The sequence below is a fragment of the Peristeroidobacter soli genome, from assembly GCF_004138485.1.
Lineage (GTDB): Bacteria > Pseudomonadota > Gammaproteobacteria > Steroidobacterales > Steroidobacteraceae > Steroidobacter > Steroidobacter soli.
In genome coordinates, this window is sequence record NZ_RYEV01000006.1 from 470,550 (window position 1) to 491,358 (window position 20,809).

Below are 20,809 nucleotides of genomic sequence, written 5' to 3' on the forward strand. Positions count from 1 at the left end.
GAGACCGGCCGGCGCAACTGGTAGTCTACCCGGAACAAATAAATTTCCGGCGACGGTAGACGATCGCTCGGCTCGATCCGTCGCTTCATAGACAGGCACAGCACCCAGGCAGATCGAGGTTGGCCCGATCGATGTCGCAGCCGGACGAACAACGCCGCGAATGGTTCCAGCAATTGGTGACGACCGTGGGTCACGACCTGCTGCGTTTCCTGCGTTCCCGGCTCGGGCACGGCGACCTGGCGCAGGATCTGGCGCAGGAGGTCTACCTGCGCCTGCTGCGTCTGGATGATGTGAGCCTGATCCGCAATCCGCGCTCGTTCGTCATCCACCTCGCGGCACATGCGGTGCACGAGTGGCGCATGCTGGCACGCAATCGCCTGCAACACTCCGATGAGGGGCTGGAGCCGCTGATCGCGGAGAGCAGCGATCCCGCCGAGCTGCTGGAATGCGTCGACCGCCTGCATCATCTGGATCGCATCGTCGGCAATCTCAGTCCCAAGCGCCAGTCGATTCTGCTCATGCATCGGCGCGATGGCATGACCTGCCAGCAGATCGCCACGCGCGTGAATCTGTCGGTGGGCATGGTCAAGAAACATCTGGCGCGCGCGCTCGCCGAATGCCACGAACAACTGCGCGAGATCGGGATGGATCCGAACAATGAGGGACGATAACGCCATGCGCGCCGGCCGTACCAGGAGCATTCGGGCGGTTCTCGACGAAGCAGCGGAATGGGCCGTGGTGATGGCCGCCGCCGAGGTGTCGATCGACGATCGCCGTGAGTTCGTCGCCTGGTTGAAGCGCTCGCCCGAGCATTTGAAGGAATACTTGAGCATCGATCGCAGCTGGGCTGAGCTGCGCGGCGTGGACGCGGCGCGGCGGATCGATGTCGAGGCGCTGCTCGCCGAGGCCGATGCCAACGTCGTCGAGCTCGATGTTACAAAGAGAGCGGCGGTCGCGTCCGATCGAGTCGAAGTGCGTGGCGGATCGCCCATGCGCGCTCTGGGCATCGCATTCGCCGCGACTGTGATTGCTGCCCTGGTCGGCGTGAGCTGGTTCGAGTCGCAATGGGAACATCGCTACAGCACCGGCGTCGGCGAGCAGCGCACCGTGAAGCTCGACGATGGTTCCACTGTCGTGCTCAACACTCACACCCGGATTCGAGTCGCGTTCACCGACCAGACTCGTGAGGTGCGGCTGCTGGAGGGCGAGGCGTTGTTCGAAGTTGCCAAGAACGTCGCGCGTCCGTTCCGTGTGGTCAGCGGCCGGGCCATCACGCAGGCTGTCGGCACGGCCTTTGTCGTGCGACAGGAAGCCGAGCATACGTCGATCACCGTCATCGAAGGTCAGGTCGCGGTGTTGCAGACAGAGTCCGGTGAAAGACCGCCCGCCGAGTTGCTGGCCCAGGCTCAGCGCGTCTCCGCCGGCGTGCGCGCCGACGTTGCCGATCGTGGCATCAGCACCGTGGCAATCGAGAATTCCGCGACGGCGACCGCATGGCGCAGCGGTCAGCTCGTATTCGACGGCAGTACCCTGGCGGACATGGTGGCGGAGTTCAATCGCTATAACCGCGTGCAGCTGGTGCTGAGAGATTCTCAGTTGGCGAATCAACGGCTGAGTGGCGTATTCGCGGCCGCCGAGCCGCAGGCATTGGTGAGCTTTCTGGAACATTCCGGAGTGATCGAGCCGGCGCAGCCCACCGGCAATGAGATCATTCTTGTGCCGCGACGGTAGACGATCCCGATTTTGCACCCGTCCTGTCATCAGGAACGGCGCATTCGCGTGCCGTCGATGGGGCCAATAATGAATAACAGATCTTCGCGGCTCGCCGCGGTAGTGACAGCGATGCTGGTTGCCAATGCGGCAGTCAGCGCCGACCGCCCGACTTATCAGTTCGACATCCGAGGCACCACGCTGTCGAGAGCGCTCGAACAGTTTGCGAGTCGCACCGGTTTGCAGATCGCCTATTTCACCATGATTGCCGAGGGTCGAACCGCACCGCCGGTATCCGGGACGCTGACTGCCGAAGAGGCATTGAGCATTCTACTCAGCACCAGCGGCCTGACGTTCGAACGCATCGGTACGGGCGTCATTGCAATTCGCGCCCGCAATGCCGAAGTCAAATCGATCACGACCGCCGGTTCGCCCACGGCGATGGAGTCGGGTGCCGCGTCGTATGGGATGCATCTGGCTAGCACCGACACAGCGGCAGCGGAGCAGAGCAGCGCCTCAGCTGGCGAGCGTAGTGCCGAGCCTGCCTCGCACACAGCGTGGACGCTGGATGAAGTGATCGTCACCGGTTCCAACATCCGCGGCGTGACCAACGATGTTTCGCCGATGATGATCTTCGACCGCGGTTACATCGAGCGTTCCGGCTATTCCAACATGATGCAACTGGTGGACTCGTTGCCCATCAACTTCAAGGGCGGTGCCGCCGGCGCCAGCGAGATGGCGCCTTACGGCCAGGCTTTCTTTTCGGGCCAGAACTTGAATCGCGGCACCGGCTTCAACTTGCGTGGCCTGGGCGGCGTCGCCACGCTGACGCTCATCAATGGCCGGCGAGTCGCGCCTTCCGCGCAGGGGCAGTTCGTCGATGTGAGCACGATTCCGTTGACGGCGGTCGAGCGCATCGAAATTCTGGCTGACGGTGCCTCGGCGATTTACGGCGCGGATGCTGTAGCCGGCGTCGTCAACATCATCCTGCGCAAGGATTTCGAAGGTGCCGAGACCGGCTTGCAATATGGCTCGGACGACGCGGGAACCACGGACGAGAAGCGCGTCTCGCAGACATTGGGCACGAAGTGGGCGAGCGGTAACGCGCTGGTCGTCGGAGAGTTATATGAGCGCGAGCCGCTCGAAGTTGCCGATCGTGACTTTATCGTCGAGGCGGGCGCGGCCAGTCCCACTTATCTGTTGCCGCATCGTCGTCTCGGCACCTTGCTGTTCGCGCTGGATCAGCGCTTTACCGAGACGCTCGACTTGAGCAGCAACGTGCTGTACTCGTACGAGGAAGTCCGGACCAAGGACTCGACCGTCGATTCACCCGTGCTCGGCACGGCCTCGCCCATCACCAATCAGTGGAGTGCCACTGTGGGACTGGGCTATGACGCGTTCGCGGATTGGCGCATCTCGCTGGATACCACCGTCGCCCAGGTGGCGACCCAATCCGGCTTCGAATATCTGGACCAGCAGACCGGTCAGTACGCACTGCTGGTCAAGGACTATCACGACACGTTCAAGACCTGGTCGCTGGACCTGAAGGCGGATGGTGCGTTGTTCGCGCTGCCCGCGGGCAAGGTGCGCCTCGCCGTCGGCGCATCGTATCGCGAGGACGATCTGCGTTCGACGCGTGTTCGCGTGGTGCCGGCGGTGGGCTTCGAAGTCAGGGCGCTCGACGCGCGTGATGTGACTGCCGTGTTCGCCGAGTTGTACGTGCCGCTGATCGGTGCGGCTCAAAACATATCGTTCGCCAGGCGCATCGACCTGTCGCTGGCCACTCGCCGCGACGACTATTCCGATTTCGGCAGCACCTCGAATCCGAAACTGGGCCTGGTGTGGACACCGGTGGAAGGGCTAGATCTGCGCGCGGCCTATAGCACTTCGTTTCGAGCGCCGAGCGTGGCGGAGAAGGCGTACGTTGCGCGGGGCGTGGAGATCTACACGGACTATATCGATGCGCCCGGCGGGCAGGGGCAGAATCCGGTGCCGATCTTCTTTCTCTCGGGCAGTGCGCCGTTGTTGCCGGAAGAGTCGAAGAATCTATCGCTCGGATTCACGTTTCGCCCGGCAGCGTGGGCGGGCACCGAGCTGACCGTCAACTACTTCGAGACCGACTACACCAATCGCATCTCGCAGCCGCCGTACGACAACGGCGCGCTGTCGCGACGCGCGGACTACGGCAATCTCATCACCGATCTGGCGGACGATGCCGCCGCGCAGGCGTTTCTGGAGCAGCGGCTCGCACAGGGCGATGCGTTTTTCGATTACCTCGAGACCGGTGCGACCGGGATACGCTATGCGCTCGATATGCGACAGAAGAATGCCGCGCGCACGCAGCTCAGTGGCTTCGATGTGACGTTGGCGCACAATTGGCGGCTGGGCGACCACTCGTTCTCGGCCGATCTGAACGTGACCCATCTGCGGGAGCTGTTGACCTCGCTGACCCACGATTCGACCACCTTCGATCAAGTGGATCGCTACAACCAGCCGTTGGATTGGCGTGCGCGGGCATTGTTGACCTGGTTGCGAGGCGGCTGGACCAGCACGGTGGTCGTGAGCTACGCCGACGGCTACATCAACGACAGCCAGCTGCTGGACCAGTCCATCGATGCCTGGACCACGCTGGATCTCAATGTGAGTTACGAGTTCGGTCGCGCCGACGGGACGCTGCTGAGCGGCACCAAGATCTCGCTGGGGATCGACAATGTGCTCGACGAAGATCCGCCGTTCGCCAGCGCGCCGGCCTTCGCTCAGCCGATCGGCTTCGACGTGTTCAACGCCGATGCGATGGGTCGCTTCATCACCGCCCGCGTCACCAAGCGCTGGTAGACCGCTATGAAATGGATGTTATGCCTGGCAGCTGCGGTTGCTGGTCAGGCGGCGCTGTCCGTCGGTTTCGCCGCCGATCCGTATCCCTCCACCTATCAGGCGATGCCGAGCTCGCCGGTGTTGATTCGCGGCGCGACCGTGCTCACCGGGTTTGGCACTCGCATCGATAACGGCGACGTGCTGATCGCCCAAGGCCGCATCGAGGCAGTGGGCCGCGACCTGCCAGCCCCGGCGAATGCGCGCGTCATCGATGCGCGCGGCCGCTGGGTCACGCCGGGCATCATCGATGTCCATTCGCACCTGGGCGTGGCGGCGAGCCCGAGCGTAAAGGCGAACAACGACAGCAACGAAATCACCAATCCGAGCACGCCGGACGTGTGGGCCGAGCACTCGATCTGGCCCCAGGATCCCGGCTTCCAGTCGGCGCTGGCGGGCGGTGTGACCACGCTGCAGATCCTGCCGGGCTCGACCAATCTCATCGGCGGCCGTTCGGTGGTGTTGAAGAACGTGCCGGCGCTGAGCACCCAGGCGATGAAATTTCCCGGGGCGCCGTACGGGGTGAAGATGGCCTGCGGCGAGAATCCGAAAGCGCACTACGGTGGTAAGGGACAGTCGCCGATGAGCCGCATGGGCAGCGTGGCCGGCTATCGGCAGGCCTTTCTGAGTGCGCAGGAGTATCGGCGGCAGTGGCAAAAGTATGAGCGCGAGCTCGCTCAGTACCGGAAAAAGAAAACCGCGGACTCGATGCCACCGCAACCGCCGCCGCGCGACCTGAAGAACGACACGTTGATGGGCGTGCTCGACGGCGAGATCCGCGTTCATATCCATTGTTATCGCGCCGACGAAATGGTCACCATGCTCGACCTCGCGGACGAGTTCGGTTTCAAGGTGGCCGCGTTTCATCATGGTGTCGAGGCCTACAAAATTGCCGATCGCCTGGCCCGGCGCGGAGTGTGTGGCGCGCTGTGGGCCGACTGGTGGGGCTTCAAGATGGAGGCCCTGGACGGCATCGTAGAAAACATCGCGCTGGTGGATCGGCCGGCCGACAGTTGCGCGATCGTGCATTCGGATTCCGCGGAGGGTATTCAGCGCCTCAACCAGGAAGCGGCGAAGGCAATGTCACGGGGCGTGCGCGCCGGTCTCGCCATTCCTCCTGAGCGTGCGATTCGCTGGCTGACATTCAATGCGGCCAAAGCGCTTGGATTGGAAGACCGCATCGGTACGCTCGAGCCGGGCAAGATGGGCGACGTAGTGATCTGGAACCGTGATCCATTCAGCGTGTATGCGCTGGCGGACCTGGTATTCATCGATGGCGCGGTGGCATTCGATCGCAACGGACCGCATCAGCCGCGCTCCGATTTCATGCTCGGACAGCCTTTCGATGGAGTCGCGCCATGACCTTTCACAAAGTCATCGCGGCTGCAGTTGCCGTCCTGCTCTTCGCGACCGCTGCGCTGGGCGCACCAGACATGCTGATTCGCGGCGCGAAAGTTCACACCGCGGCAACGCCAGGCACGCTCGAGAATACCGATGTATTGGTACGCGATGGCAAGATCGCCGCCGTCGGTGCCGGACTCGTCCCCGCTGCGGGAACGATCATCGTCGAAGGGCGCAATCGTCCGCTCACTCCTGGTTTCTATACCGGGCTGGCAAACCTCGGCGCGATCGAAATCTGGGGCGTGGAGGATACGGTGCAGGCCGGCATCGGCTTTGGCGCTCCTGCCTGGGATCAGCAGTGGCGGCCGGAATTCGACGTTACTCGCGCATTCAATCCACGCTCCCTGTTGATTCCAGTGACGCGGATCGAAGGATTGACCTGGACTGTGCTGGCTCCCGAGAGCAGCGACAGCATCATGTCGGGTCAAGGTGCGGCGCTGACGTTGGACGGACGTTTCGACGCGACGCTCGCAGACAGCCGCACGTTGTTTGTGAATTGGAACGGTGCGAGCGCGCAGTCGGGCGGCAGCGGCGCCGGGTTGTACATGCTGTTCGAACAGGCAATCCGGGAGGCTCGCAGCAAGAACGCGAGCGGGCGCCAGCTGATGCAGCCCGCCGGGCGCGAAGCGCTGGCGATGTACCTTCGCGGCGGCCGGGTGGTATTCAACGTCGATCGCGCCGCTGACATTCGGCAACTCGTGATGTTTGCTCAGCGCAATGGCATGAGGCCGGTGATCAGTGGTGGCGCCGAAGCCTGGCTGGTCGCGGACGAGCTCGCGCGCGCTCGCGTGCCGGTGATTCTCAATCCATTGACCAATCTGCCCGAGGGCTTCAATCAACTCGGGGCGCGATTCGACAACGCAACGTTGTTGCATCGAGCCGGCGTGCGTATCGCGTTCTCCTCCGGCGAAGTCCACAACGCACGCAAGATCCGACAGCTGGCCGGCAATGCGGTGGCACATGGCCTGCCGTGGGAAGCGGCGCTGCAGGCCGTGACTTCCTCACCGGCCGAAATCTTCGGCATGGGCGCGACCCGCGGCAGCATTTCGGTGGGGCAAGCCGCCGACCTGGTGTTGTGGAATGCCGATCCGCTCGAGGTGACCAGTGTCGCCGAGCAGGTCTGGATCGAAGGCCGTGCCATCGAAATGCGCTCGCGTCAGAGCGAACTGCTGGATCGTTATCTCAAGCGGAGTCCCTGAGCATGAAGGCTTCAATCAAATGTATGGTCGCGACCGTGCTGGTGGCGGTGTGCGCGGCGTCGTCGGCGTCACAGCGCGAGCTGCCCAAAGCGTGGACGCAGCTGACCGGCGTGTTCGACGACAAACTGACCGAGGACCACAACGTCGGCGGCAGTATCGCGCTGGTGGAACAGGGCCGCATCGTGTCGCGGCGGGATTTCGGTTTCGCCGACCGGGCCAGCGGCCGGCGTGTCGATGCCGATACGCTGTTTCATTGGGCCTCGAACACCAAGACCATCAATGCCATCACGGTGATGCAGCTGCGCGATCGCGGCCTGCTGACGTTGAACGATCCGTTGACGCGACACGTGCCGGAGCTGCGACGCATGCACAACTCGTTCGGATCGATGGACGACATCACCATCCGCATGGCGCTCACGCATACCGCCGGATTCCAGGGGCCGACGTGGCCGTACCGCACCGACGATGCCTGGCAGCCGTTCGAACCCACCAGCTGGGAGCAACTGGTGGCGATGATGCCGTATCAGAAAATCGAGTTCGCGCCCGGCAGCCAGTTCGGTTATTCCAATCCGTCCTGGATCTATCTGGCCCGCACGCTGGAACATCTCACCGGCGATCCTTGGGAATATTACGTGCAGAAGAATGTGTTCACGCCGCTGGGCATGACACGCAGTTACTTCAACACCACACCGCCACACCTTGCCAGCCATCGCTCGCATCGCTACCACGTCGCCAAGGACGCGGCCGGCAAGTACTCCGTCGACGATCTCAGCGGTGAATTCAATCCCGGTATCACCATCCCCAACGGCGGCTGGAACGCGCCACTGACGGATGTCGCGACTTACATCGGCTTCCTGACCGGCGCGAGCGGCGGCGACGCTCAATTGCAGCAGCGCTACGACAGCGTGCTGAAGCGCTCGACGCTGGAGGAGATGTGGCAGCCGCAATCGGCGTCCGCCGACATGGTCAAGGGCACCGACAGCGTCGGTCTGGGTTTCTTTGTTTCCAAACGCGGCCAGCAACGGGTCATCGGCCATACCGGCAGTCAGGGCGGGTTCCTGTCGTTTTTCTTTTTCGATCCGGCTTCCGGCCGGGGCGTGGTTGGCGCAATCAATACCAGCCACGGTCCGAGCATCGATCACGATGAAGTCAGCGCGTTTCAGAAGGTCATGGCGCTGGCGCTGCAGGTGTTCGATTAGACGTGCTCGGTATGACCAGACACGCCGTCACTCCCATGCCTGCGCTGCTGTGGGTGCGGGCTTTCGAAGCAGCGGCGCGACATGAAAGTTTCGTCGCTGCCGGTCGAGAACTGTGTGTCAGCGCCGGCGCCGTCAGTCGCGCCGTCAAGCTGCTCGAAATGTTCATTGGCGTGGAGCTGTTCGTGCGTCAGGCCCGGGGCGTGACGCTCACCGGTGCCGGGCGCGCCTATGCGGGCGCCATTACGCCGGCCATTCGACAGATTGCGACAGCGTCGGCCGCGATGTATTCGAGTGCGCGTGGCGGAGTGTCTGGATCTCAAATTTCAACCTGGCGATGAGTGAGCATGCAAACCAACCTTCTCGCGCGCCGTGCGCTTTTCATCATATCGATGGCCGGATTGCTGGCGCTGAACGAGGCGGGACACGCGGCCGAATCGGCGAGCAAGACTTATGACGTTTGGATCCGCAACGGCACGATCGTCGATGGCACCGGCCAGGCTCGCTTCACCGCGGACATTTTGGTATCCGGAGACACCATCGTTTACGTTGGCGCCACGGCCGGCCGGACAATCGAAGCACGTCGCACGATCGATGCGGCCGGCAACGTGGTCACGCCGGGATACATCGACCTGCACGCGCACGGCGAACCGACGCAGCAGTCGTTCAACAATTTTCTGGCGCAGGGCGTGACGACGGTCGTGCTCGGGCAGGACGGTGGCAGCGCGGGTTATGAAGGTTTTCCAGAGCCGACTCTGGCTCAGTGGCGCGCGGATCGCGCTGACCGTTCGTCCGGGAACGACGGGTCTTTCGACGCGGAGAAGCCCATTGCAATGACGACATGGATGCGACGCGCCGAAGCTCATGGCAGCGAGGTCAACATGGCGGCGCTCTCCGGCCACGGGTCGTTGCGCTTGATCGCGGGCGTCGGCAATGAGCCGGTGCCGACGCCGGAGCAGATGGCAGCAATGCAGGAAGTGTTACAGGCCGATCTCGCCGCCGGTGCGTTCGGCATGAGCTTCGGATTGGAATACATGCCGGGCCGCTTCGCGTCGCTGGCGGAAGAGAAGGCGTTGGGTGACACGGTGGGCCGGCAGGGCGGCATCGTCATGAGTCACATGCGCTCGGAGGATTTTGACAAGATCAGTACGGCCATCGACGAGTTGCTGCAGATCGATGCGCATGTTCACGTGTCGCACCTCAAGATCGTCGCCGGGCAGCGTGCCGAAGAGGGCCGAGCCGTGCTCGATCAGCTCGCGCGTGCCCGCGTCGGTGGGCGGCGGGTCACAGGCGATGTGTATCCGTACCTCGCCAGCGCCAGCTCGCTGCATTTTCTGTATCCCGATTGGGCGCGCACCGAGGAACAGTACAACGAGGCGGTGAAGAATCGTCGCGCCGAGCTCGAAGCCCATCTGCGAAAGCGCGTCGAAGAGCGCAATGGCGCGCAGGCCATCATGTTCACCAGCGGACCGTTAGCGGGCCAGCGACTGTCGGAGGTTGCACGGCGATTGGGCAAGCCGTACGAGAAGGTGATCATCGACGACATCGGCTTCTACGGACCGCAGCAGGCTCACTTCCTGATGGCGGAGACCGTGCAGAGTCTGTTCATCGGCGCCGATCAAGTCGGCTTTTGCACCGACGGCTCGCCGACTTCGGGACATCCGCGCGGTGCCGGTACATTCATCAAAGTGCTGGAGGACTATGTCGGCGCGCCGCCGAAGATGAGCATGGAGCGGGCTGTCTACAAAATGTCCGGGCTGGCGGCCGATATCATGGGCATCGACGATCGCGGCGTGATCGCGCAGGGACGCAGGGCCGACATCGTGGTGCTGTCGCCGGGCCAGCTGCACAGCCGCGCGACGTACATCGACACCAAGCTGGCTCCCAGCGGCGTGGATTTCATCCTCGTCAACGGCCAGGTCGCGCTCGACAACGGCAAGCCGGTCCCGGCACGCTACGGAAAATTGTTGAAGCGCCACCGGGATTAGCCGCAGCGGTTAGCGGTGGGTCCGAAGAGGATCCCCATCCCGCCTCTGTTCTGAACTGACCGCTAACCGCTGCAAGGCGAGCCTTAACCACGCGGCTTCCACGACACCATCCTCGGCCGCGGCCAGATGACGCTCGATCTGCTCGATCAGCGCATCGACCGGTGGATCGCCGGGCAGAAGGGCCGGTAGGCGTTGCCGAAGTTCAGGCTTCCCGGGTTCTCGCGTGCCGGACGAGACAAGCCCGCAACGACTCGCTATCGATCGGCTTGGTGATGTAATCGTTCATGCCCGCGGCCCGGCATTCCTCGTCGGCGCCTTTCATGGCGTGCGCGGTGAGGGCAATGATCGGCGTGCGATGCGAGGCCGATTCACGGGCGCGGATCTGCTGCGTGGCCTGGTAGCCATCCAGTTCGGGCATCTGGCAGTCCATCAGAATCACGTCGAAGTGACCGCTCTCCCAGGCGCGGACCGCTTCCTTGCCGTTGGTCGCGACTTCGACCGTGCAGCCGATTTTCTCGAGCAGCTTCACGCCGACTTTCTGATTGACCAGATTGTCTTCGGCGAGCAGCACGTGCATGCGCTTCTCCCGCGCTCGCATGGCCAGCAATTCGTGTTGAGTGACGATGGGCGGCTTGGGCGCGTCCCGATCGTCGGGCGCGGCGCCGAGGACGATCATCAGCGTGTCCACCAGATCGCCGTGGCTGACGGGCTTCAGCAGGTACGCCGCGAATCCCATGCGCGAGAAATGCGAGCTTTCGCCGGGTTGGCCGGAGGAGGTGAGGAGCACGATCCGCGCAGAGTTGATCGCAGGGTCTTCCTTGATGAGCGCGCCGAGCAGCGAGCCATCGATATCGGGCATGTCGTGATCGAGTAGCGCAACTTCATATGGCAGACCTGCGGCCGCGGCCATGCGCATTCTTTCGAGAGCGACGCCAGCAGAGGACACGCATGTAGCCAGCACGCCGCAACGAGCCATCTGGCCGGCCAGGATCTTGAGGTTGGTCTGGTTGTCGTCCACCACCAGGACGCGACGATCCTTGAGCGTCAGCGGCGTGGTGGTTCGAGGTTGCACCGTCTGGTCCGCCGGCGCAAAACGCAGCGTGAACCAGAACGTCGAGCCGCTGCCGGGCACGCTGCTGACGCCACATTTGCCGCCCATCAGGTCGGTGAGCCGGCGAACGATGGACAGGCCGAGGCCCGTGCCACCGAACTGACGCGTGGTGGATGCATCGACTTGCGAGAACGGCTGGAACAGACGCTCGATGCGATCCGCCGGAATGCCGATGCCGGTATCGCGAACCTCGAACCGGACCAGTGTGCCGGTGCTGTTCGATTCCACTACTTTGGCCTCGATGGCCACTTCGCCCGCGGCGGTGAACTTGAGGGCGTTGCTGCCGAGATTGGTGAGTATCTGCCGCAGGCGCCCGGGGTCGCCTTTGACCGCCAGCGGCAGTTCCGGATCGATGTCCAGCGCCAGCTCGAGCCGTTTGCGATGCGCCTGGAGCGCGATCATCCGGCCGACGTCTTCGACGGTACTGCGCAGATCCATGTCGATCTGTTCGAGGTCGAGCTTGCCCGCCTCGATCTTGGAAAAATCCAGGATATCGTTGATGACGGTCAGCAGCGCTTTGCCGCTCTCGTGAATGGTGCGTGCGTAATCGCGTTGTGTATGGTCGAGCGAGGTATCGAGCAGCAGCTCCGCCATGCCGAGCACGCCGTTGATGGGCGTTCTGATCTCGTGGCTCATGTTCGCGAGGAATTCGCTCTTGGAGCGATTCGCAGCTTCGGCGGCTTCACGCGCCGCGCGCATTTCGGCGACCATGCGCGTGCGCAAAGTGATATCCCTGCCGATGCCGACCAGTCCGGTCACCTGGCCCCGGTCATCGAGCACGGGAATCTTGCTGGTCAGAAAATCGTGCGGCTGGCCGGCGGCATCGGTCACGACTTCCTCGCGATCGACCAGCGGCGTGCCGGAGTGGATCAACGCCTGCTCGTCGTCGTGAAAGCTCTGGGCCACCTCGCGTGGAAACAGATCGAAGTCATGTTTGCCCAGCAACTGATCCGGGGTCATGCCGAGATTGCGGGCGACCGCGATGTTGGCCACCAGGAAACGGCCGTTCACATCCTTCGCATAGATGAAGTCGGGAATGTTGTCTATGACCGTACGCAGCAGCGCGCGCTCGCCGGACTGGCGGTCGTCGCCGGTGCGCTGAACCGTCCGCAGCCTGACCATGAGATAAACGATGGGCAGACAGAAGGCGCTGGCCAGTCCCGCCAGGCTCCATAGGAATGTTTGTTGGTCGACCATGCGCTTCCACCCTGTAGCGTCGCTCGGCGCCGCTGCGTATGGCGGCGCATTTCCATTGCCCGGCCCGACCATGGCAAGGTAGCGTTATCACTGTCCAGAGTCGCGCGAGCGCTTTGTGAAGCGACGCACTGGTTGCTGCGGAATGCGGAACGTGCGTCTCATTTTTCCGGGGATGAGCTGTCAACGCGCGGTAGTACGAAATGTGACAGTGCTCACGGGCCGCGCTGGCAGTCCGTCGCTGGCTCCGGGCGCGACGCCGGCCTGGACTAACGCCCACGGTGCGGAATATTGTGCGCTATTCGTGCCTCCAGACCCGGGATACTCATGCCAAAAAAGGTAAGTGCCAAGGACCAGCTCAGCAGCGATCGTGACTTGCCCCACGACACGGTCATCGCGGAGCGACTGATCAAGGACATCGTGACCGGCAAATATCTGCCGGGTCAGTGGATTCGCGAGCAGGAGATCGCCGAGCGTTTCGGCGTGAGTCGCACGCCGGTACGCAACGCATTCCGCCACGTCGCCCGCGCGGGCTTCATCGAGGTGCGGCCGTGGCGCGGCGCCCAGGTACTGAGGCTGTCGGCGGACGACACCCGTTACGTTCTGGACCTGCTCGAAGTGCTGTACGGGGTCGGCATGCGTATCGCCGCCGAAACCTTGCCGGAGAAGTATTTTCCGGTCGTCGACCGGCTGCTGGCCGCCAGCGAGCGCGCCGCCGAACGCAATGAGCTGAGCGAGCGCATCGCCGTTACGTTCGAGTTGGGACGGAAAATGGCGCAATGGAGCTCGAGCCATCTGGCGTACGAGATGCTGGTGCGCGTCGGCAATCTGGCGTTCTGGCAGCACCGCTTTTTCGATTTCGACGTGCGCGCCCTGGTGTCGAAGTCGGTCGTGATGCATCGGGAACTGGTGGCCGCGGTAAAAGCCCGCAAGGGGGAGAAGGCCGAGCAGATCGCCCGCGAGATCGTCGCGCTCACCCGCAGCTTCCTGATTCCCCGGATTCGCCTGGAAGAGCAACAGCCCGACGCACCCCGGGCCGGCACGACGCGCAAGCCGCGCCGCTTGACAAGCAAACGCTCCTCGTAGATTGTGCACAATTATCGAGTGCATGTTCAGGGGGCGGAATGGGCCATCGCGCGGGCGCGTGGAGTGTCGCCGTGGTGTTCGCTTGGGGATTGGCGAGTGGCGCGACGTATGCGTCCGGGACGCCGACCTCTGTCGTAACCACCGAGCGCGGCCCGGTCAGAGGCATCGAGGCCGAAGGCGTTCGAGTCTTTCGTGGCATTCGCTACGCGCAGCCGCCGGTGGGAGAGCTGCGATGGCGTGCGCCTCAGCCGGCGGATGCATGGCGGGAAATCAAGGAAGCAACCAGCTTCGGTGCGGCGTGCAGCCAGCCGGCGCGCGCTGCAAACGACCGCCGGCCGGACGGACTGGGCGCAGCGCCCGAGAGTTCCTCCGAAGATTGTTTGTTTCTAAATGTGTGGACGCCTCGCACGACCGGCACTGCACCCGTGATGGTGTGGTTGCACGGTGGCGCGCATCGTTTCGGCGCGGCGTCGCTGCCGTTCTACGACGGCACGCAGCTTGCGAAACAAGGCGTCGTGCTCGTGAGCGTCAACTATCGCCTGGGCCTGTTCGGCTATTTCGCGCACCCGGCGCTGAGCGCGGCGGCTGACGAAGCGGGCGGCAACTACGGCTTGATGGATCAGATCGCCGCGCTGCGTTGGGTGCGACGGAACATCGCGGCGTTTGGCGGCGATCCCGACAATGTCACTGTGTTCGGTGAATCGGCGGGGGGCGCCAGCACGCTGTACCTGCTGACCAATCCTGCCGCGCGAGGGCTGTTCGCGAAGGCCATCGTGGAATCCGGAGGAGGCTGGCAGCGCACATTGAATCGCTCGCAGAAGGAGCAGGAGGGCGTCGCTGCCGTGCGTTCCGTCGGTCTCACGGCGGCGGTGACGGCGGAGCAGTTGCGAAAGTTGACGGCGGAACAATTGAACGAAGCCGTCAAGGTCGCGCCGCTGCTCAACTTCGGCCCGTTCGTCGACGGCACCCTGGTGACCGCCAGTCCGGCCGAAATGTTTGCTCGCGGCCAGGCCCACGATGTGCCGCTCATCATCGGCTGGAACAGTCATGAAGCCTCGTTGCTCGATGCCTCGGGCGCGCCGCCGGCCGCGATTCTGAAGATGTTCGAGCCCGATCAGTTGCAGCAGCTGCGCGCGATCTACAGTGAGTCTCACAGCGACGATGCGCTGGCACAGGCGATTTTCGGCGATTCCTCATTTGGCGCGCCGGCGCGGTGGATCGCGGCACGCATGGAGTCGGGCGCGCCGGCCTGGCTCTACCACTTCGACTACACGCTCGAGGCGCGACGCGGGGCTATCGGCGCGAACCACGCGGCCGAAATTCCCTATGTCTTCGGCACGCTCGATCGCATCCCGGCGCTGCGCGCGTTCGTATCCAAGCGCGACGAGGCGATGGCCAGGATGATCAGCGCCTGCTGGGTCGCGTTCGCCAAGCAAGGTCGTCCGGTCTGCGACGGTGCGCCGAGCTGGCCCGCTTATCGCGCTGAGACCGACGAATTGCTGAAGTTCGCGGTCGCGACGCAGGTGGTGCCGCAGTTTCGCAAGAACGCGCTCGACTATCACACCGATCTACACATGAAGAGCGCCGGAGAATTCAGATGAAATCAGTTGCGCTGTACCTCACGGCCATCGTGCTGGGCGTGGTCCTTGGATTCGGTTCCGCCTGGATGGTATTGAGCAACGGCAAGTTGCTCGGTCAGTTCGAACACGATCACTGGTTCGGCAACGAGGATGCCGGCTCCACCGCCGCCGATCCGTACACGCGCGGCATCATCGCGAAGATCGGTCTATTGGCACTGAATCGCTCCGAGACCATCTATTTCCACCGCTACGTCGACGATCACGACGAACCGCTGCGCGAGCAGTGTGTGTATGAACTGTCCGGTGTCGCGTTACCGACGCGCTGGTGGTCGATCACCGTCTACGCGGGCGACGACTATCTGCCGGTGAATGGCGATGCCGCCTTCTCGGTCGACGCGTCGCAGATCCAGACTCAGGCGGATGGGCAGTGGAGCACTCGCGTGGCGGCCGACCGCGCCGGTGCTGCCAATTGGATTTCCACGCGCAACGCCGGTGAATTCAACCTGGCATTGCGGATGTACAACCCCGATGAACGCGCGCGCGAGGATGCGTCGAGCATTCCGTATCCGAAGATTCGCCGCGTTTCCTGCAGTGAGGCGGTGTCATGAAAGCCAGTGTGAAATTTCTGTCGGTGCTGCTGCCGGTGGCCGTCGTTACGCATCTCGGCACCGTGTTCGCGGCACCCTACGTGTTGATGGACGCGGCCATGGATCGCATCTCCCGGCACGGCAAGATCGTGAATCAATGGAGCCATCCGGGGCGTACCTCGGAAAAATCGCGCAACGTGGTGCGGCCCTCGCCGGATCTTGCGTATTCGGCCTGCGTGTATGACCTGAAGGACGGGCCGGTGCACGTCACTGTCGCGGCCTGGGATGACTACATGTCGGTCTCGATGTTCCAGCACAACAGCGACAACTTCTTCGTGATCAATGACCGCCAGGCACCCGAGGGTGTCGATTTGATGCTGATCGAACGAGGCGCTGCGCATCCGGCCGGTGCCCGGCTCGTGGTCGAGTCGCCGAGCCGGCGCGGCATCATTCTGCAGCGTCGGGTCGCACCGACGCAGGAACGTTTCGATCTGGCCGCAGCGGCACGCCAAGGCGATGTCTGCACGACGACATCCAGTAAACAGCTTCAGTAGATCATCCGGGGGATGCAATGAGACAGCCACAGGCTGCGATGGCGCTGGCCACGCTGATTATTACCATGCCGACGCTGACGCAAGCGACCGAGAGTTCGCCGAACGATGCAGGGTTGACTTCCCTCGAGGAAGTGATGGTGACGGCACGGCGGCGCGAGGAACGGTTGCGTGACGTGCCGGTGGCCGCCAGCGCCATCACCGAGGAGATGCTGCAATCGCTGGTGTTGGAGGGCGCGGACGATTACCTGCGCCAGGTACCCAGTGCCACGCTGGTCACCTCGGGCCCGGAGTATCTGAACGACATCACCATTCGCGGCCAGGGCAGCGGCCGGCTCGGCTTCTCGGAGACGGCGACCGGTTTGTTCCGCGACGGCATGTACAACGCCGGCGGCGGCTTCGGCGGCCGCTCGCTGTCGCGCATGGATGTGTTCGACATCGATCGCATCGAAGTATTGCGCGGTCCGCAAGGCGCCTTGTTCGGTCGCAATTCCGTCGGCGGCGCGGTGAACATCGTCGCCAATCGAGTCGGGGATGAGCTGCAGCTGCGTGGGACGGTACGCGCGGCGAACAACGATCGTCGCGACATCGAAGCGGTGGCGAATCTGCCGCTGAGCGAACGCGTCGGGTTGCGCATCGCCTCGCTTTACAACGACCAGGACGGCGGCTTCGTCGTCAACGAGACGACCGGGCACGAGCTGGATGCACAGCGCTATCGTGGTGCCCGTGCCGTGCTGGATTTCAACGTCACGGATGCGTTCGTGCTGGGCGCGTTTTATGAATACTACGATGCGCTGGCGCCCGCCTTCGCGAATCTCGGCCAACGCGCCACTCGCATCGACGGCTCGGTGCTCGATCCGGGGCCCTATCGTCGCGCGGATATGAATCGCGAAGGTGGCGCGGACATCGAACAGCACTATGCGATGTTGAATGCCGACTACACGCTGCCTTGGGCGACGCTGTCCGCCAAAGTGAGTTTTGTGACGCGCGATGGCGGGCGAAGCAACGAAGACGTCGATCACTACGCGGGACATTCCAGTATCGATGTCACGCCCGGCGCAGCGGTTGGTGGCCCGGATTACACCTCCGCCCAGTATGAAGACTACAGCCGGACCGGCGCGCAGTTGTATCTGGTGTCGCAGACCAGCGGTCCGGTGTCGTGGCTGGTGGGCGTCGAAGGACTGTGGTCGCAGAGCGATGTGATGAACGATCCCGACTTCTGCCCGCAGTACACCGGTGGCCTGTTGCCGACCACGCCGGGATGCTTCGTCGGCCAGGCTGGAACGCTTGCGGCCACGGGAGCGACCGTGCGTAACGCGGCCCGGCTTGCGATGTTGCACGATGAGTTCTCCGAGGACCTCACGTCGTATTCGCTGTTCGGCTCGATGGATTGGCAGATGACCGAGCGATTGAAACTCGGGCTGGAGTTGCGCGTGCAGCGGGACCGGAAGGAATTCGGCTTCCTGCGTTACTCCGAAGATCCGTTGATATATTTCGGCGCGGGCGCGCCGCCGGCGGGCATGCTGGCGCCGGTCGCGATCGATCCCGATGGCACAGGCCCGAGAACCGCGGCGCCGGTGCAGTTCTGTCCGCCCTGGTTGAACTCGACGCAATGTTCGGCGGGGCTGGAGGCGGTGCGGATGGATCAGGATCGCGAGTGGACGTTCTGGACGCCCGCCGCCAGCGTGCACTATGCCGTGACCGACGAGCAGACGCTTTATGCTCGCGTGGCCACGGGCGATCGACCCGGCGGTTTCAACACCAATCCGGCGGCCACGACGGTGCGCAGCGATTTCGGCGGCACGCTCATTTATGAACCTGAGAAAGCGACGTCGTTCGAAGTGGGCTGGAAGGGTAGCCTGTTCGATGGCGCGATCGAAGGCGAAGCGGCCGTGTTCTATGTCGTCACCGACGACGTGCAAGTGGTCAGCGCGCCGAGTGCCACCGCGCGCGGCTTCATTCTTCAGAACGCCGGCGACGCTTATGTCTACGGCGGGGAGCTCGAGCTGCGCAACGTGACCCCGCTCGGTCCGGGCCGGCTCATCACCTCGTTGGCGCTGTCCAGCCAGGCAGGCAAGTTCAAGGACGGCGCCAGCGCATTGCTGGATATCAATGGTGACAACGTGCCGGATCGACTCGATCTCGGTGGCAACGACGTGCCGCGCCTGCGCGATTACCAGGCGACGCTGAATCTTGCGTACACGGCACCCGTGTCGGCTGCGTTGAGCATGTTCGGCGGCGTCAGCGCGCAGACCGCGGACGGCGGCTTCGAGAATCCGGACAACGCGCGCGACTATGAAGGCTACACGCTGTTCGATGCACGCCTCGGTCTGCAAGGCGATCGTTGGAAGGTTTCGCTGTTCGGCCGGAACCTCGGCGATGAGCGCTATCTGCTCAACATCGTCGGCGGCAACAATTTCTGGAGCGACGGCCGCACCTACGGTGTGGAACTGAGCATGACTTACTGAGCCGGCCATGCAAGTTCCGTTTCGCGCGATCGCGATGAAGCCGCCGGAGGTCGAGGTCAGCGGCCACGGCGGGGTGCTCTACCTGCGGCATCCGAAGAAGCTGCGGGTGCTCGATGCCGACCTGCTGGCGATGTTGGAGCGCTGTTGCGATCAGTACGCGCACAAAACATTTCTCGCCGAAAGGGACGGCGCCGGCTGGCGCTCGATCACGTTCGCGGAGTTCCTCAACAGCGTGCAACGAGTGGCGGCGGCGCTGGAGAGGCGCGGGGCGGTGCGGGGGGATCGCATCGGATTGTTGGCCCAGAACAGCATCGACCACGCGATCGCCAACTTCGCGACGCTTGCGCTCGGTGCCGTCGTGGTGCCGCTGTCGCCCGCGTACCTCGCGCATCCGCAGGGCGCGCAGGCATTGAGCCAGCTCGCTGCGGCGGCCGAAGTCTCGATGCTCATTCATGACGATGCACTCGCCGTGCAGGGCCTCGGGATCGGCAGATGTGTCCCGTTGAGTCTGATAGCGGAGCGTGCCCAGGGGGATGTCATCGCGCCGCCATTGGCCAGCCGGCGCGAGACGATTCAACCGTCCGACACGGCCAAGATCTTCTTTACTTCGGGCTCCACGGGCGCCCCCAAGCCGGTTCGGCTGACTCACCGGATGCTGGTGAGCGCGGCGGCCATGCTGGATCAAGTCGCCGCGCAGCTGCCGAACGGACATTCCGGCGTCACGGTGGATTGGTTGCCCTGGTCGCATACATTCGGCGGCAACGTGAATGTGCATGCCGCGCTGATGCGAGGCAAGGCGTTGCATATCGATGCCGGCGCACCGTTGCCAGGGCGATTCGAGAAGACGCTGGAGAATCTGGCGGATGTCGGTCCCACTGAATTCAGCTCGGTGCCGGCAGCGTATCCGCTACTGCTGCAGGCGTTGGAGCAGAACGAAACATTTGCACGCCGATTCTTCAGCCGCGTGCGCATGTGCTCGTTCGGTGGCGCGGCGCTCAGTCCGTCGTTGGTCGCCCGCTTGCAAGCGGTCTCGATTCGCGTCTGCGGCGAACGGATTGCCTTTGGCGGCGGCTATGGCATGACCGAAGCCTGCGGCTTGCTGGCGCTGGTGTACTGGCGCACCGATCGTACCGATCTGCTGGGGTTGCCGCCGCCCGGCGTAGAAATGAAATTGATACGCATCGACGGCGACCGCTGGGAGTGCCGGGTCCGCGGTGAGAATATTTTTGCGGGATATGGCGAGACGGCGCGCGCCGAGGTTTTCGACGACGAAGGTTTCTTCATCACCGGCGATGCTGTGCAGTTCGCGGAGCCCGGCGAGCCCGATGAGGGGCTGCTTTTCGCCGGACGGATCAAGGAGGACTTCAAGCTTGCCAACGGCACCTGGGTGCGCGCGGGCGGCCTGCGCGAGGCCTTGCTCGACAAATTGCGACCGCTGGCGTCGGATCTGATCGTCGTGGGCGAGAATCGCGAGGAACTGGCGGCGCTGGTGTGGTCGCCGCATCGGGATGAGGCGTCGTTGCAAGCGCTGTGGCAGCTGTGCCGCGAATTCAATGCGCAGCGACCGGGAGCGACTCAGCGCATCGCTCGTTTGTCACTGTGCGAGCGGCCCGCCGATCCGGCCGCCGGTGAGTTGACCGCCAAAGGCACGATCAACGTGCGCAAGCTGCTCGACAATCGCCGCGAGCTGGTCGAGCAGGTGTACTCGAGCGACCGTTATCGCGTTTGAGGCGCCTGCCGCGCGCCGCCTCCCCGGCGAGGAGTGAGCCACCTCGCCCACGCCGTCCTGCGTTGCTTCGAAACAGGCGTTTTCCCGCAGTCATCTTCTGCCCGGAACAGTCTGCCCTGCATTGTCGACACGGCATGT

At 63.6% G+C, this 20,809-nt stretch carries 15 protein-coding genes; 14 read left to right on the plus strand and 1 reads right to left on the minus strand.

Annotated elements, in window-relative coordinates:
* The first annotated feature begins 131 nt into the window (after positions 1-131).
* The 8 genes from EKO19_RS28420 (at position 132) to EKO19_RS28455 (ending at position 10,365) form a co-directional block, all read left to right on the plus strand.
* Positions 132-671 (plus strand): RNA polymerase sigma factor, encoded by a 540-nt coding sequence (locus tag EKO19_RS28420; RefSeq protein WP_129780762.1) that lies wholly within the window; start codon positions 132-134, stop codon positions 669-671.
* The gene (locus EKO19_RS28425; protein ID WP_129780763.1) at positions 658-1,731 is read left to right on the plus strand and encodes a FecR family protein; all 1,074 of its coding nucleotides are present in this window, start codon (positions 658-660) and stop codon (positions 1,729-1,731) included. The genes EKO19_RS28420 and EKO19_RS28425 overlap by 14 nt, the downstream gene beginning before the upstream one ends.
* A gap of 69 nt (positions 1,732-1,800) precedes the next feature.
* Complete coding sequence (locus EKO19_RS28430; RefSeq protein WP_175597226.1) at positions 1,801-4,545, plus strand: TonB-dependent receptor; 2,745 nt, start codon at positions 1,801-1,803, stop codon at positions 4,543-4,545.
* Positions 4,546-4,551: 6 nt separating this feature from the next.
* The gene (locus EKO19_RS28435; RefSeq protein WP_129780765.1) at positions 4,552-5,943 is read left to right on the plus strand and encodes an amidohydrolase; all 1,392 of its coding nucleotides are present in this window, start codon (positions 4,552-4,554) and stop codon (positions 5,941-5,943) included.
* Complete coding sequence (locus EKO19_RS28440) at positions 5,940-7,181, plus strand: amidohydrolase family protein (protein WP_129780766.1); 1,242 nt, start codon at positions 5,940-5,942, stop codon at positions 7,179-7,181. The genes EKO19_RS28435 and EKO19_RS28440 overlap by 4 nt, the downstream gene beginning before the upstream one ends.
* A 2-nt stretch (positions 7,182-7,183) precedes the next feature.
* Positions 7,184-8,380: a serine hydrolase domain-containing protein gene (locus tag EKO19_RS28445; protein WP_129780767.1), complete on the plus strand. Its 1,197-nt coding sequence runs from the start codon at positions 7,184-7,186 to the stop codon at positions 8,378-8,380.
* Between the two features lie 11 nt (positions 8,381-8,391).
* Positions 8,392-8,718 (plus strand): LysR family transcriptional regulator, encoded by a 327-nt coding sequence (locus EKO19_RS28450; RefSeq protein ID WP_129780768.1) that lies wholly within the window; start codon positions 8,392-8,394, stop codon positions 8,716-8,718.
* Between the two features lie 6 nt (positions 8,719-8,724).
* Entirely contained in the window at positions 8,725-10,365 is a 1,641-nt protein-coding gene (locus EKO19_RS28455) for an N-acyl-D-amino-acid deacylase family protein (RefSeq protein ID WP_129780769.1), read from the plus strand.
* Between the two features lie 202 nt (positions 10,366-10,567).
* Here EKO19_RS28455 and EKO19_RS28460 read toward each other — a convergent pair whose 3' ends face one another.
* Positions 10,568-12,673, minus strand: a complete 2,106-nt coding sequence (locus EKO19_RS28460; protein WP_175597227.1) for a PAS domain-containing hybrid sensor histidine kinase/response regulator — start codon at positions 12,671-12,673, stop codon at positions 10,568-10,570.
* Positions 12,674-12,997: 324 nt separating this feature from the next.
* On the opposite strand from EKO19_RS28460, the gene EKO19_RS28465 reads away from it, so the two are divergent.
* Genes EKO19_RS28465 through EKO19_RS28490 form a run of 6 tightly spaced genes read left to right on the plus strand, consistent with a single transcriptional unit; the run spans position 12,998 to position 20,671 of the window.
* Positions 12,998-13,756 (plus strand): GntR family transcriptional regulator, encoded by a 759-nt coding sequence (locus EKO19_RS28465; protein WP_129780771.1) that lies wholly within the window; start codon positions 12,998-13,000, stop codon positions 13,754-13,756.
* A gap of 38 nt (positions 13,757-13,794) precedes the next feature.
* Positions 13,795-15,357 carry a carboxylesterase/lipase family protein gene (locus tag EKO19_RS28470; protein WP_129780772.1) on the plus strand — a complete coding sequence of 521 codons (1,563 nt, stop codon included), beginning with the start codon at positions 13,795-13,797 and terminating at the stop codon, positions 15,355-15,357.
* On the plus strand, positions 15,354-15,944 hold the full coding sequence (locus tag EKO19_RS28475; protein ID WP_129780773.1) for a DUF1214 domain-containing protein: 591 nt from the start codon (positions 15,354-15,356) through the stop codon (positions 15,942-15,944). The genes EKO19_RS28470 and EKO19_RS28475 overlap by 4 nt, the downstream gene beginning before the upstream one ends.
* Complete coding sequence (locus EKO19_RS28480) at positions 15,941-16,477, plus strand: DUF1254 domain-containing protein (protein WP_129780774.1); 537 nt, start codon at positions 15,941-15,943, stop codon at positions 16,475-16,477. Before EKO19_RS28475 ends, EKO19_RS28480 begins: the two co-directional genes overlap by 4 nt.
* Positions 16,478-16,494: 17 nt before the next feature.
* Complete coding sequence (locus EKO19_RS28485; RefSeq protein WP_129780775.1) at positions 16,495-18,942, plus strand: TonB-dependent receptor; 2,448 nt, start codon at positions 16,495-16,497, stop codon at positions 18,940-18,942.
* 7 nt (positions 18,943-18,949) lie between these two features.
* Positions 18,950-20,671, plus strand: coding sequence for an AMP-binding protein (locus tag EKO19_RS28490; protein ID WP_129780776.1), 1,722 nt, complete (start codon positions 18,950-18,952; stop codon positions 20,669-20,671).
* Positions 20,672-20,809 lie beyond the last annotated feature (138 nt).